Source organism: Haematospirillum sp. H4485 (assembly GCF_012102745.1).
In the GTDB taxonomy this organism is placed as follows: domain Bacteria; phylum Pseudomonadota; class Alphaproteobacteria; order Rhodospirillales; family Rhodospirillaceae; genus Haematospirillum.
Map to the genome: position 1 here is coordinate 91913 of NZ_JAAVSY010000008.1, position 14495 is coordinate 106407.

General features: G+C 56.8%; 7 protein-coding genes. 2 read left to right on the plus strand and 5 right to left on the minus strand.

All coding sequences use genetic code 11. The features are described 5' to 3' along the window. Positions 1 to 71: 71 nt before the first annotated feature. Complete coding sequence (locus HEQ61_RS07555) at positions 72 to 974, plus strand: DUF1848 domain-containing protein (RefSeq protein WP_168020522.1); 903 nt, start codon at positions 72 to 74, stop codon at positions 972 to 974. Between the two features lie 2 nt (positions 975 to 976). Here HEQ61_RS07555 and gltB read toward each other — a convergent pair whose 3' ends face one another. The 3 genes from gltB to HEQ61_RS07570 form a co-directional block, all read right to left on the minus strand. Then, positions 977 to 5530 carry a glutamate synthase large subunit gene (gene gltB / locus HEQ61_RS07560; protein WP_168020521.1) on the minus strand — a complete coding sequence of 1518 codons (4554 nt, stop codon included), beginning with the start codon at positions 5528 to 5530 and terminating at the stop codon, positions 977 to 979. Then, positions 5530 to 6990, minus strand: coding sequence for an NAD(P)-dependent oxidoreductase (locus HEQ61_RS07565; protein ID WP_168020520.1), 1461 nt, complete (start codon positions 6988 to 6990; stop codon positions 5530 to 5532). The genes gltB and HEQ61_RS07565 overlap by 1 nt, the downstream gene beginning before the upstream one ends. Before the next feature lie 255 nt (positions 6991 to 7245). Continuing rightward, positions 7246 to 8409 (minus strand): AGE family epimerase/isomerase, encoded by a 1164-nt coding sequence (locus HEQ61_RS07570; protein ID WP_168020519.1) that lies wholly within the window; start codon positions 8407 to 8409, stop codon positions 7246 to 7248. A gap of 562 nt (positions 8410 to 8971) precedes the next feature. Between HEQ61_RS07570 and HEQ61_RS11410 the strand changes: the two genes are divergently transcribed. Further along, complete coding sequence (locus tag HEQ61_RS11410; protein WP_209315676.1) at positions 8972 to 11833, plus strand: M10 family metallopeptidase C-terminal domain-containing protein; 2862 nt, start codon at positions 8972 to 8974, stop codon at positions 11831 to 11833. Positions 11834 to 12019: 186 nt separating this feature from the next. Here HEQ61_RS11410 and HEQ61_RS07590 read toward each other — a convergent pair whose 3' ends face one another. Both HEQ61_RS07590 and HEQ61_RS07595 read right to left on the minus strand, forming a co-directional pair. Continuing rightward, positions 12020 to 12838 carry an AAA family ATPase gene (locus HEQ61_RS07590; RefSeq protein ID WP_168021451.1) on the minus strand — a complete coding sequence of 273 codons (819 nt, stop codon included), beginning with the start codon at positions 12836 to 12838 and terminating at the stop codon, positions 12020 to 12022. Beyond that, positions 12835 to 14310: a Mu transposase C-terminal domain-containing protein gene (locus HEQ61_RS07595; RefSeq protein ID WP_209315749.1), complete on the minus strand. Its 1476-nt coding sequence runs from the start codon at positions 14308 to 14310 to the stop codon at positions 12835 to 12837. The genes HEQ61_RS07590 and HEQ61_RS07595 overlap by 4 nt, the downstream gene beginning before the upstream one ends. Between the last annotated feature and the right edge of the window lie 185 nt (positions 14311 to 14495).

Below are 14495 nucleotides of genomic sequence, written 5' to 3' on the forward strand. Positions count from 1 at the left end.
TTGGCCTTCATGTCGCTGACACAGGAAGCCGCCGCTGGCGGCTTTCTTTTCGATCAAAAGGGGCACACAGCGTGACGTGCAAGGAAGCAGGATCCAGAACAAGGCCCGTCCTGTCCGCCAGTTACAAAACCGACATACCGGCCTTTTATGGAGACTGGTTCATCAACCGGCTGCAGGCCGGGCACGTCACAGTTCGCAATGTCTGGAACAACAGGCCCTTTACGGTCGACCTTCGTCCGCAGGCCCTGTCCGGTCTTGTTCTGTGGACCCGGAACATCAAACCGTTCCTGCATCACTTGCCAGCCGTCGATGCCCTGGGCCTACCGACTGTTATCCAGTTCACGGTTACCGGCTATCCCCGCGACATGGACCGCTTTGTCCCGGATTCACACCACGCGGTTGAGATGATACGCACCTTGGCCAGAGCCCGCGGGCTTGATGCCATTGTCTGGCGTTATGACCCCATTCTTTTCACATCCCTGACACCACCCTACTGGCACCGTGAGACATTTTCCCGCTTGGCCCGGGATCTGAAAGGTGCCGTCAACGAAGTTATTGTCAGCTTTGCCCAGTTCTACAGCAAGACACGGCGATCCCTTGAGAGGGCAGCACAGCACAGTAACCTGACCTGGCATGATCCGGATGATGACACCAAGAAGGCATTGCTGGGGGACTTCCTCGCCATCGCCCAGGATAACGGCATGGCCCTGTCCCTGTGCGCCCAGCGCCACCTTCTGGTTCCCGGCCTGCACGATGCTGCCTGCATCGACACAGAACGTCTGTCACGCCTGGCAGACCAATCTATTGTCACTGGATCCCGCAGCCACCGCGCGGCCTGTGCCTGTGCCGCCAGCAAGGATATCGGGGCCTATAACACCTGCGCACAAGGCTGCATTTACTGCTATGCGACAACAACGCACGAGAAAGCATGCGAGGCCGCGCAGTCTCACAAAGCAGACCAGGCCGCCCTGTAGCATCAGGCGGAAACGCAAGCTTCCGGAAGGCGTCGGGAAACAGGCATATCAAGACGCATCACCATCTCCCGGGGCACAATCTGCCAGAAATTCCCGATTTGACAGTGCCACTCGGCCAGTATTTTCTCGGCAAAGCGAGACCCTGTTTCACAGGTATGTTGGCGGACCAGCTCCTTCAGGCGATTTGCGTAGTAATCCATTTCGATCCGCTGACAGATTACGGAATCCGGGTTGAGCAGATGATCAAGACTGTCATCGCACAAAACATAAGCCATACCACCGGTCATACCGGCGGCAAAATTCGGACCAACAGGCCCAAGAATTACAACCTCTCCGCCCGTCATGTACTCGCAGCCATTTGATCCACACCCCTCGATCACGGCAACAGCCCCTGAGTTACGTACGGCAAAACGCTCCCCAGCCTGGCCTGCTGCAAAAAGAGTTCCCGCCGTTGCTCCATACAGGACCGTGTTTCCGATAATGGTATTATCCTGGGACAATAGCGGACTGGACACCGGGGGGCGCACAACAATGGCCCCACCGGACAATCCCTTGCCAACGTAGTCGTTGGCATCTCCGAAAACTTCCAGCTTCAGGCCCTGCACGGCAAAGGCCCCAAGGGACTGCCCGGCAGACCCACGCAGGCGAACCGTAATGTGGCCCGGCTGAAGCCCCTTCATCCCATAGCGGGTCACAATTCTGTGGCTCAACCCGGTTCCAACCGCACGGTGCGTATTCTGCACATGATAGGTCAGCTGCATCTTCTCCCCGTCCTCCAGGGCAGAGCGGGCATCCTCGATCATACGGGCATCAAGGGTTTCATCAACCTCGTTACGCCCCTGGACAGCACAAACAGTCGGCAGCCCCCCTGTATCTGCCTTGACCAGAAGGGAGTTCAGGTCCAGGTCATCCAGATACCAAGCCCCTCGTGAAACCTGGTACAGCAGGTCGGTCCGGCCGATAATCTCGTTCAGGGTCCGGAAACCCAGCTCGGCCAGAATTTCTCGCACCTCTTCAGCCATAAAGGAGAACAGGTTGACAACCTTTTCCGGTGTACCGCCGAACTTGGCCCGCAGGGCCTCATCCTGCGTGCAGACACCGACCGGACATGTATTGGAATGACACTGGCGCACCATAATGCAGCCCATGGCAATCAGGCTTGCCGTGCCAACCCCGAATTCCTCGGCCCCGAGAATGGCGGCCACAACCACATCCCGGCCTGTCTTGATGCCGCCATCCGTGCGCAAAAGAACCCGATGACGCAAACGGTTGAGGGTCAGGACCTGGTGAACCTCCGACAGGCCAAGCTCCCACGGCAGCCCGGCGTAGCGGATCGATGTCATCGGGCTGGCCCCGGTCCCGCCCGCATGCCCGGAAATATGGATAACATCGGCCTTGGCCTTGGCCACACCGGCCGCAATGGTCCCAATGCCGGAACGGGAAACCAGCTTGACTACAACGCGGGCCTTTGGATTGATCTGCTTCAGGTCATAGATAAGCTGGGCCAGATCCTCGATGGAATAAATATCGTGGTGGGGGGGAGGAGAGATCAGCGTCACCCCCGGTGTTGAATGGCGCAGGGCCGCAATCTGCGCTGTTACCTTGAAGCCGGGCAACTGCCCTCCCTCGCCGGGTTTGGCGCCTTGTGCAACCTTGATCTCAATTTCACGGCACTGGTTCAGATACTCCGCCGTCACGCCAAAACGCCCGGATGCCACCTGTTTGATTGCTGAATTGGCATTGTCGCCATTCGGGCGGGGACGATACCGCTCCGGCACCTCGCCACCCTCACCACTGTCTGACTTGGCACCAATCCGGTTCATGGCAATATTCAGGGTACCATGGGCTTCTTCCGACAAAGCCCCAAGCGACATGGCCGGCGTTACGAAACGGCGACGCAGCTGGGTCACAGATTCCACCTCATCCGGAGGCAATGGACGCTCTGCCCGGCGGAAATCCAGCAAATCACGCAATGAAATCGGCGGTAACGCACGAACTCCACGGGTATAACGCTGATACAGGGCATAATCCTCTCGCGTCACAGCCATCTGCAACATATGGATCAGGGTCCCCTCAAAACCGTGCGTCTCGCCAGAACCACGCCGATAGCGATACAGGCCACCGACAGGAAGAACGACCGAAGGAGCCTTCCAGGCCCGGACATGCTGCTCCAGGACCATTTTCTGGATCCCTGCCATCCCGATACCGGAAATCCGGGACGGCATACCGGGAAAGAATTCCGCGACCAGGGCACGGGACAGACCAACAGCCTCGAAGTTCAGCCCCCCACGATACGAGGACACAACGGAGATACCCATCTTGGACATGATCTTCCGCAAACCATCATCCTGGGCCTTGCGAAAGTTTCTCAGTGCCTGCTCCAGCGAAATTCCGCCCAGAAGACCCCGGCGGACACGGTCATGGATAGCTTCCTCAGCCAGCCAGGCGTTGACCGTGGTAGCACCGACACCGATCAGAACAGCAATGGAGTGTGTATCCAGACATTCACCAGACCGGACATTCAAGCTGGTAAATGTACGCAGCTTCTGGCGGATCAACCAGGTGTGCACAGCCCCTGCAGCCAAGATCATCGGCATGGGAGCACGGTCTGCAGACGCAGACTCATCCGTCAGGATAACGTGAGTACAACCACCCCGAACAGCGTCCTCGGTTTCGTTCTGGATACGACGCACAGCCTCACGCAGGGCATGCTCACCACCATGAACGTCGAAGGTACAATCCACAAAAGCGGCTGCATCACCCATATAGGCGCACATGGCCCGAAATTCGGCATTGGTCAGGACCGGGCTCTCGATCTGCAAAATATCACACTGGGATGGATCTTCATCCAGGATATTGCCCAAATTGCCCAGACGGGTCCCCAGGCTCATGACCCGTGTTTCCCGTAGTGGATCAATGGGTGGATTGGTCACCTGGCTGAAATTCTGCCGAAAGAAGACATGCAATCCACGATAATGATCCGAAAGCACGGCCAAGGGCGTATCATCCCCCATCGAGCCAATGGCTTCCTTGGCTTCCTCGATCATCGGAGCCAGTATCAGCTCCATGTCTTCCAGGGTCATGCCATGAGCAAGCTGCCGACGGCACAGCGTACCGGCATCAAGCGTTGGACTGGACATCCCCGATCCCTTTATCAGGCTGTCCAGATGCGTCATCCGGGATGTCCAGGCCCCAAAGGGAGCACGGGAAGCCATGGCGGTTTTCAGCGCATCATCACCGTAGAAGCGCCCTTCCAGCAGGTCTATGCCAATACACTGCCCGGGACCAACACGCCCCTTGGCCCGAACACTGGCTTCATCAATGCGCACCATGCCCGTTTCCGAGCCCACAATCAGCAGATCGTCACCGGTTATGGTGTAGCGCAAAGGACGAAGGCCATTACGGTCCAAGCCGGCAATAACCCAGCGCCCGTCATAGGCACAAACAGCAGCCGGGCCATCCCACGGTTCCATCACGCAGTTGCTGTAACGGAAGAAATGCCGGTGTGCATCCGGCATGACCGATCCGGAAGAAAGGCTCTCCGGAATCATCATGGCCTTGACCGCAGGTGCCGGGCGCCCGGCACGCACCAGAAGCTCAAACACATTGTCCAAGGCAGCCGAGTCAGACCCGCCAGGCTGAATAACCGGCTTCAGGTCACGAACACGAGCACCAAAGACAGGGCTTTCCAGACGGGTCTCATGCGCCCGCATCCAGTTGATGTTACCGGAAAGAGTGTTGATCTCTCCATTGTGGGCCAACATCCGGAACGGCTGGGCCAGACGCCACGTCGGGAATGTATTGGTGGAGTAACGCTGGTGATAGATGGCAAACGGGGACTCAAACCGCTCATCAGCCAGATCTGGATAGAACGTGTCCAGCTGCTCGGCCAGGAACATGCCCTTGTAAATCACGGAACGGCAGGACAGCGAGCAAACATAGAACTCGGCAATATTCTCGGCCGATGCCTTGGCCTCCATCCGGCGACGCAGAACATACAAGTCTGTTTCAAACTGCTGTTCGGGGACATTGCGGGTATTGGCAATCATGATCTGTTCGATCTCGGGACGCGTCGCGTTGGCTTTTTCCCCGATCACATCGATATCAACCGGCACCTGGCGCCAGCCATAGATCCCGTACCCACAGCGCAGAATCTCGGCTTCAACAATCATCCGGCACCGTTCTTGTGCCAGCATGTCGTTCTTGGGCAGAAAAATCATGCCCACCGCCATCACCCCATCCAGCGGCTTGTGACCAATGCGTTCAACGTGAGCCTTGAAGAAGGTTTGCGGGACAGCAACGTGAATGCCGGCACCATCACCCGTTTTTCCATCCGCATCGACAGCCCCGCGATGAAACAGAACCTTCAGGGCGCTGATACCAGCCTCGACCACCTGGCGCCGGGGCTTTCCGTCAAGAGCTGCTACCAGACCAACACCGCAAGCGTCATGCTCCTGAAGCGGAAAGTAAAGGTGTGCTTCTTCCAGGGTCCGGACATTGTTATGCCAATCGTCTGGAAACGGCTTGCCTGTCTCGGCTACAGACTGGTTTCCCATTATACCCGCACTCCTTCACCAAAACTGGCAACAGCCCCTGTATCCGACCGTTTCTCAAGGTAATCGGCGATTGAGGCTGCAACCTCCCGCCCGTCACGAATAGCCCAGACCACCAGGGATGCGCCGCGCACGATGTCGCCGGCAGCAAACACACCTTCCACCGAGGTCATCGCGGTCTGCGGATCAACCACCAGTGTTCCATACTCCGTTACACGCAATGCAGACTCCCCGAAGAGGGTCGGCACATCCTCGGGATCAAAACCTAGGGCCTCGATCACAAGACCAGCTGGCAGAACAAAATGGGAATCCCCAACCGGGCGGGGTGTCTGGCGGCCACTGGCATCCGGAACACCCAGATACATCGGCACAGCCCGCACCCCTGATACATGGCCGGGCGTTCCTTCATCCAGGAAAGCCTCTGGCGCTGACAGCCAGACAAATTCCACGCCCTCTTCCTCGGCATTGGAAACTTCACGCAGGGAGCCGGGCATATTGTCACGATCACGCCTGTAAAGGCACTTGACGCTGCGTGCCCCTTGACGGATGGCTGTACGCACACAGTCCATCGCGGTATCACCACCCCCGATGACGACAACATGCCTGTCCCGCGCATCCAACCCGAGGTCCACAGCAGCATCCCCAAAGCCGGCACGACTGGATGCAATCAAATAGTCCAGGGCTGGAACCACTCCACGCAGGCCAGACCCCGGTGTTGAAAGATTACGTGCCCGGTACACGCCCGTGGCAAGCAGGATGGCGTCGTGGCGCTCCCTGAGAGTGGAAAAGGCAAGATTGCCCCCAACATCCACGCCAAGATGAAACACAATGCCGCCGTCCTGCAGTCGCTGGACACGACGGCGTACCACATCCTTTTCCAGCTTGAAGCCGGGAATACCATAAACCAGCAACCCGCCGGCACGATCGTAACGATCGTAAATATCCACATCAAAGCCACGAAGACGAAGCTCTTCTGCAGCAACCAGTCCGGCCGGACCGGCACCAACAATCCCGACGCTCTGCCCCCGGGCCGGGCCAGGCTGCAAAGGCTTCACCCACCCCTGCGCCCATGCTGTATCGGTGACAAAACGTTCAACTGCACCGATGGTCACTGTGTGATGGCCAGATTGCTCCAGAACACAGGATCCCTCGCACAGACGATCCTGCGGACAGATACGACCGCAAATTTCCGGCATGGCATTGGTTGCGGAGGCCAACTCGTATGCCTCGCGCAGGCGACCTGCTGCGGCCATGGCCAACCAATCGGGAATATTGTTCCCGAGCGGACAATGAATCTGGCAAAACGGAATGCCACACTGCGTGCAACGCGAAGCCTGCTCACTGGCCTTGTCCGGGTTAAACACGCTGTAAATTTCGTCAAAGTCACCGCATCGCTCCTGCGCGGAACGCTTGTCAGGTATCTGCTGATCCAGACGGACAAACTGCATCATCTTTGACGGCATGCAAAAACCTCCCCGATCAAGCGGTACCGGCACAACAGCACCGCAGAAGAGAATCGCTCTCAACCCACAGGAGGAATACGAGCAGTAACCCAACTATTCGGGTATACGGGTTACCATGCTCTCACGCAACAATAAAGCCGCAGAAATGGTCAGCAATACTGGCCATTCGCATGGCCCTTGAAACCATAATGAACCGCAACCAAGGCGCTGTAAACGCCATGCTGGCAGAACTAGGCCCATATCCTTACGAAAGCATCAAGGGGAAGCGCGCCCCAGATCATACACTCCGCGACCGCCCGCCATACGCCCCAGCTCCTGCCAGGCCGTTGCCAGATGATAGCCCGTACTGGCACGCAGCGTTTGATCAAATGGCTCAAGGGAGCGGCTGCACGCTTCAATCCAGAAGCCACCCGGGCGCAAATAGGTGCGACCAAGAAAATCCAGGAATTCCTTTTCCTGCCCCGGTCGCAGAACAGCCAACGCCTTGAGCAATTCAGTCAAGGGCCAGATGCGCTTTCCCTCGTCCGTCACACGACCGTGCGCATCCACACTGTTGAAAACGCCACCGAACGCACGATCAATCCCGCACGTCATGCCACGTTCCAGAAGGTCATGAGCCTGGTCCAGCCAGCGTTGCTGCACAGGACCAGGTTCGTGGAAGCGCACCGCATATTCATGCAACAACCAAGCCCACTCGAACTGATGACCCGGTTCAATCTGGGCCCGGGCCGCAAGCTCGGGAGATCCGTCTTCCCCAAAGTATTCCGCAACCATTCCGGCCTGGGGGTGCAGAAGCGATGGAAACAAAGCAGCCAGATGGTGAGCCATATCGGCATCCTGACTGCGACCCGAAACCAGGGCAAAAGCCATAGCAGCCTCAAACAGATGCATGTGCGGGTTTTGCAACAGGCGTCTGTCTGGCCCTGATCCATCCGGGTCTGCCCCGGCTGCAAACCACGAACAGTCGGGAAGAGTAAACAGCGTCCGGATGTCATCGATTGTCCGCCGCGCCAGGAACAGTGCGCGATCATGACCAAGAACAGAGGCCGCAACCGCTGTCGCCAGAACAACAAAGGCATGGGCATACAAATCCTTGCGCCGGTCCGCAGCCTCGCCATCCGGCATGATACTGAACCACCATCCCCCGTTCAGGGGATCGGCATACAGGGTGTCCAGTCTCTCCAGAAGACGCCCCCCCTGATCACGACACAAGACGGGATCAATCGCATACAAGGCACAGCGGACATAGAGCTGGCGGCACAAAGCCATCACACGACGGGGCGTCTGACAGCGCGGTGTACCGTCTTCCTCCAGGATCTCGACGGTTGACCCTGTTTCCCTGTCCCATCCGGGCCCCGCCCAGATATCAAGATGACCAGCCATAAAAGCCCTGTCGAGAGAACGTACAGAAAGTGTCATCAGAAAAATCCGGTATCTGTAAAAGAGGGCAACAAAGGCCGGGGAGAAGCCCGAACGCAACAACTTTACACCATGACACTGCGCTGTCGCAGGACAAACCTTGCATCACCGGATCACGATACAACCGTGATCAAGAGACGCCAAAAAGATAAGAAAACAAAATATGTCAACAGCAGGACAAGTTATCGACTCATTCATATCAATGCTGAATCCGCCCTGATCAACAAGATGTATGCATAATAAAAATGAAAAATTTGGCAATGGGTTAGTTAAACTTATTATTTCTGCTACAAAATAGTTAAAACAAGGTCGCATGCCCATGGAGCAGCAGGTCAGGAGATGGTTCTTCTATCTCCTGACGGTGAGGGCTGTTTCCTGTAGCGGGGCTGTGTCCAAAAAAAGAGCTGATAAACCCATGCCAACAGAAGTGGAAATCCACCATCTGTTGCTTACACCCTGATGACACGGGGCCGTCGCGGTCTGGCCCGGGTTAACCTTGCTCGCATCTCTTCACCATCCATCAGCAAGGCAACGCAGGCTCCCAGCCACGCAGGAGGGGACCATGAAGGAATACAGAGACACACCAAATATGAAAGAGATCTTCAGCGGCCCCGGATGGAATGATTCGGTGTCCTACGAAGACCGGCATGAGCCGATCAGGGTCGTCCTGCGCGGAAAAGAAAAAGCGACGGTTTATGTCAATGGTGTACCGGAAGATACGGTGAACAGTGTCGAAGGTGTCTACGGCAGTCAGGGCAATGATCATCTGACAGGTGACGAAGAAAGCAACGTTCTCAAGGGCGGCCCGGGCAACGACACACTGGATGGCGGTGCCGGAACAGACTGGGCCTGGTACGACGAAAAAGCGGAACCCGTCCGGGTAACACTGCAAGGATCGCAAAGCGCAACCGTGTACGTAGGTAATGTTGCCGAGGACACTATTCGTAACATCGAGAATATACGCGGCGGCTGGGCAAATGACGAACTGACAGGAGATGAAGGCAGCAACGAATTCCGGGGAGGTGGCGGAGAGGACTTTCTGGACGGGGGAGACGGCAACGACTGGCTTCGGGGCAATACCGGCAATGACGTCCTCTATGGTGGGACCGGAGACGATACCCTGGATGGCGGCAGCGGAAATGATGTTCTCGATGGTGTTGCCGGAAACGACACACTGAAGGGCGAACACGGTCATGACGCGCTGGACGGTGGTGATGGAAATGATTTCGCTGACTACACAGACAAGACAGCTCCTGTTCGCGTGACACTGCACGGTGCGCAGGATGCCGCCGTATATGTGGGGGGCATCGCCGAAGATACGGTCCGGAATATCGAGAATATACGCGGTGGCTGGGGAAATGACCAAATCACCGGAGACGAAGGCGACAACACCCTTCTGGGCGAAAGAGGCAATGACTTTCTGGACGGAAGGGATGGGCACGACATTCTGAACGGTGGTCCTGGTGTCGACACCCTGCACGGCGGCGCCGGAGATGACCACCTTGAAGGGGGAAATGGAAACGATTTCCTGTATGGCGGCGCAGGCAACGACATTCTCAGGGGAGGTCCGGGCAAAGACAGCCTGGATGGCGGCGAAGGCAACGACCTTATGTCCTACAGCGGGAAGACCGAACCCGTACGGGTCACGCTGCTGGGGTCACAGGAAGCAACCGTTTACATCCATCGCTGGGCTGAAGATACGGTCAAGAATATCGAAATCGTGTACGGAGGCTCTGGTGACGACGTGCTGACAGGGGATGAAAACGACAATACTTTCCGGGGAGGAAGAGGCAAGGACAGCCTGGATGGAGGATCTGGCACAGACTGGGCCTGGTACGACGGAAAGACAGCACCTGTCCGGGTAACACTGCATGGATCACAGGACGCCACTGTGTACGTGGACGATACAGAGGAAGATCGCATACGGAATATCGAGAACATCAAAGGAGGCCACGCGGGGGACCAGCTGACCGGGGACGAGGAAGATAATACGCTGGATGGTGAAGGTGGAAACGACGAGATCTGCGGTAATGCCGGGAATGATCGCCTGAATGGCGGAGAAGGACAGGACTGGCTGAAAGGTGATGGAGGAAACGATATCCTGACCGGGGGACCAGGTGCCGACACCCTCCACGGGGGCCCCGGGGCCGATGTCTTCCTCTACACCACGACAGCCGAAACCCATGGTGACCGAATCCTGGATTTCCAGCCGGGGGAGGACCGGATCGATCTTTCTGAAACAGGGCATATCTTTTCCCTGCTCGGAGATCGACCTACACCGGGATCCCTGTGGACAACCTTGGAAGGAGAGGATCTGATCCTGCGGGGTGATACAGACCACGATGTCAGCACGGCTGAAGTCGAGCTCAGGCTTATGAACAACCCACTCCTGACAGCAAACGATATCGACGGAGTTAACAACACCCTGACCATAAACGGGAATCACCTGAATGCTGCGGAAACAAAGGAAGACGTCATCCTTGGGCTTTCGGAGTTCAAAGGACTTAACAAGATTTCAGGTGGAAAGGGTAATGATATCCTGAACGGCAGCACAGGAGACGATATGCTCAGGGGTGGCTCTGGTGATGACACCCTGAATGGCGGTACGGGAAGCGATACGCTGCGCGGAAACAATGGTAACGACCACCTGAATGGTGGAGAGGGGCGGGACTGGATCAGAGGAGGAAATGGTGCTGATACCCTGCATGGAGGACCAGGTGCCGACACCCTCCACGGGGGCCCCGGGGCCGATGTCTTCCTCTACACCACGACAGCCGAAACCCATGGTGACCGAATCCTGGATTTCCAGCCAGGGGAGGACCGGATTGACCTCTCTCAAACAGGATACATCTTTACCCTCCTCGGAGATCGACCTGCGCCGGGGACACTGTGGGCCACCTCGGAAGGAAAGGATCTTGTCCTGAGAGGTGATACGGACCTTGACACCAGTACAGCCGAGGTCGATCTCAGACTCAAGGATAACCCCCTGCTGACGGCCAGAGACCTTGTGTTAAGGAACGCGCCTGATGCCATGCCGGCTGACATGCCGCATGAACCTGAAGATACTCCCGTCATCACATCTGACAACGCCGACAGTCCGAGGGTAGCTTATCTCAGGGTATCTCAGGAACAAGAGGGTATAGCGAACCGGGAAGATCATGGTCCAGCCCGGACCACAGACGCGCACGACATGGTTCTGGATTTCAGCACCAAACAAAATGATGCCATACAGACCGTACCCACCCTCCCCGAGATCCATACGCACCAGAAACCAAACTCTATGCAGCCTCCATCTATCCGGATAGAAAAAGCAGATAACAGCATAGTCTTGTACTTTGATACAGATGGAAACGCTGAAACAAAAGGCTTCAGTATTACACTAACAGGCATTGGATTCAGTGATGAAGGAACAATATTATTATAACTATATAAATAAAACTTCATTTAATTTGTAAAATACATGACAATATTTATTTCATTTTATCAAAAATGAATATTGATATTATTAAACGAGAATGATAATTTATTATGTTTTCTACCGATTAAAAATGCCAAAACTCCTCGATACCGGATGTGAGCTTGATCGCTACATGGCTTTGAATTTTGATTGCTATTTGGCGTTTCCGATGACGAGGGCCTGTCCTGCGGCATCGACGACATCTTCAGTGATCATGGCGAGTTCATTGATGCGGATGATACGTTCGATTTGCATGAAAAGCCGCTGAAGGAGCCGAAAATTACCATTGGTGAGGCGAATGATGGCGTTCGCGGCTCGGGTGTCGGTGAAATCCTCCTTGTCGAGCTCAAGGCCGAGTCGCTTCCAATGACGGGTCAAGACAAAGTGCATCTCGTCTTTCGAGAGGGTCGGATATTCATGGGAGAAGCCGATCCGGCTGTAGAGCTGCGGATAGCGGCTCATGCGTTTTTCAATACCGGGCATGCCAATCAGGACAAGACCGATCTGGGCTCGATCAAACTGGTCGCGAAGAAATTCGAGCGTGGGAGTGGTGAGGCGCTCTGCCTCGTCGACGATGAGAAGTTCGATGCGTCCGAGGGGCGCGGTCCACCGCCCCGGTGGGCGGTTCTTGAGTTTGTCGTTGATGCAGATATTGACGCGGGTGACCAGGAGCGAGAGATCCTTGCGCACGGTTGTCATCGAGGTGGAGACGGGCGGCGTGTAGAAGAGGGTACGGGTCTTGGCGAGGGCAGCATAGACCTTCGCGTCGGAGGGTTCGCGTGGCCCCCATTCAGTCAAGAGCGGTTCGACCAGATCCCATTGGGCATAGGACCGAGCGGAAAGCGTTTTGCCGACTCCGGCGCGCCCATGGCAAAGCCCAATGGTGGCATGACGACGCACGGCGTCGGCGAACTCGACGAAACGCCTGTGTTCACGCGTCACGATGAAGGGCCCGGCATGGTGGCGAATCATGGGGCCTTGTCTTCCTTGTAAAGCGCGAGTTTTCTGACTGGACGGGCCGGGCTGCTTGCCGGAGGCGGTAGGTCATCGGAAATAAAGTCCGTGATTTTTCCCCGCCGCGCATCGATTTGTCCGCGCAGAGCCTTGCGACGCGCGATGCGTGCCTGCTGGATGTCCTTCAGCGAAATCGTGCGGTGCGCATGGTCGGGGCTAACGGCGCGGCACAAGAACCGATTGTGGTGAAAGACACGGACCTCCGTTATGTCGCGCGGATCGTACCGGACCGTGACAGTCTCACCAACATAGGCAGCGAGAATCGGGTCGGTGTAGCGCAAGCCTTGGAAATGGATGCCGTCGCGGCGTACAAGGCGGCTGTGCGCGACCGTAAGGAGGAGCAGGTCAAGCTTTTCGAGGCTATCCGGCATGCGCGGCAGCCATCCCTGAGCGCGCCAAGCGTCGTTCGGTGTCGCACCGATCTCGCCATGAAGGCGGTTGTTGTAGGTGCCGGTTACGAAGGTACCGATGGTTTCGTCCAGATCGGCGAGGGTCAGGCGTGGCAGGGTCGCGGGCTGGCCGTCGCAAAGAGCACCAGGCAGCTCCGGCAGCAATTCAGTATTGAGTGTGCCGAAAAACCGTTCGATTTTTCCGCGCCCCTGCGGTCGTCCAGCTGTTGAGAAAACGATGTCAATGCGCAGATCGGCGGCAACTTGCTCGAGATGTTGGCTGGTGAAATCGCTGCCATGATCGACATAAAGCATTTCGGGAATACCGCAGACGGGCCAGTTGAGGCGGGTCTTGCACCATATTGCCTGCCGCAGTGCGAGAGCGGTCTGGATCGCCGAAGGCGAGCCGAGGAAAACGGTATATCCAGCGACCGCTCGGGAATGGTCATCGAGCACGACGGTAAGCCAAGGGCGCACGTTTGCACCATTTGCATCGAGCGCGAGGATATCGAGCTGGGTGTGATCGACCTGCCAGACGGCGTTCGGCTCTTCGGCCTGGTGCCGGTGGATCAGCTCGAACCGGTCACGATAGGCGGCGGCCCCCTCGTGGGCAAGGGTCAGAAGGCCCGGATCGAGAGAGCAGAGAATGGCATGCACAGCCGCGTAGGATGGCGGGGAATAATTCGCGGCCTTTGCCTGCGCCGAGACACGCCGATGAATGGCCGCCGCCGATAAGCGGGGCTTCTGCAAGGCCAGGGTCTCCACGGCTTCAACGATTTCAGCGTGCGTCTTTCTCTGTCCGGCATCGGCACGGCGTGCACGTATCAATCCGGCAAGCCCAAAACGCCGATACCGGGTTGTCCATCGCTGTGCGGTGCGGATCGGCAGGCCAGCAGCACAAGCCGTCGCCCGCAGGGGTGCACCTTCGATCAGATGCGGCCGGAGAAGTGCAAACCGGCGCATTGCCCGGCTGCGCTGTTCTTCAGAGAAGTCTGTGAGATTGTCCGTAAGGGGATCGTTGTGCGGACGGTTCATCATCATAAACCCACTCAGTACACATATCGGTAAATAACGGGAGGCTTTCTTTATCAATTGAATAGTACGATAAAAATTGCAGTAACGGTACGTCTAACGTACATCTTATGACATGAAGAATATTACGATTGGTTACGCGCGCTGCTCTACTGACAAGCAAGACCTTGCTGCGCAGCGTCATGCCCTCGTCG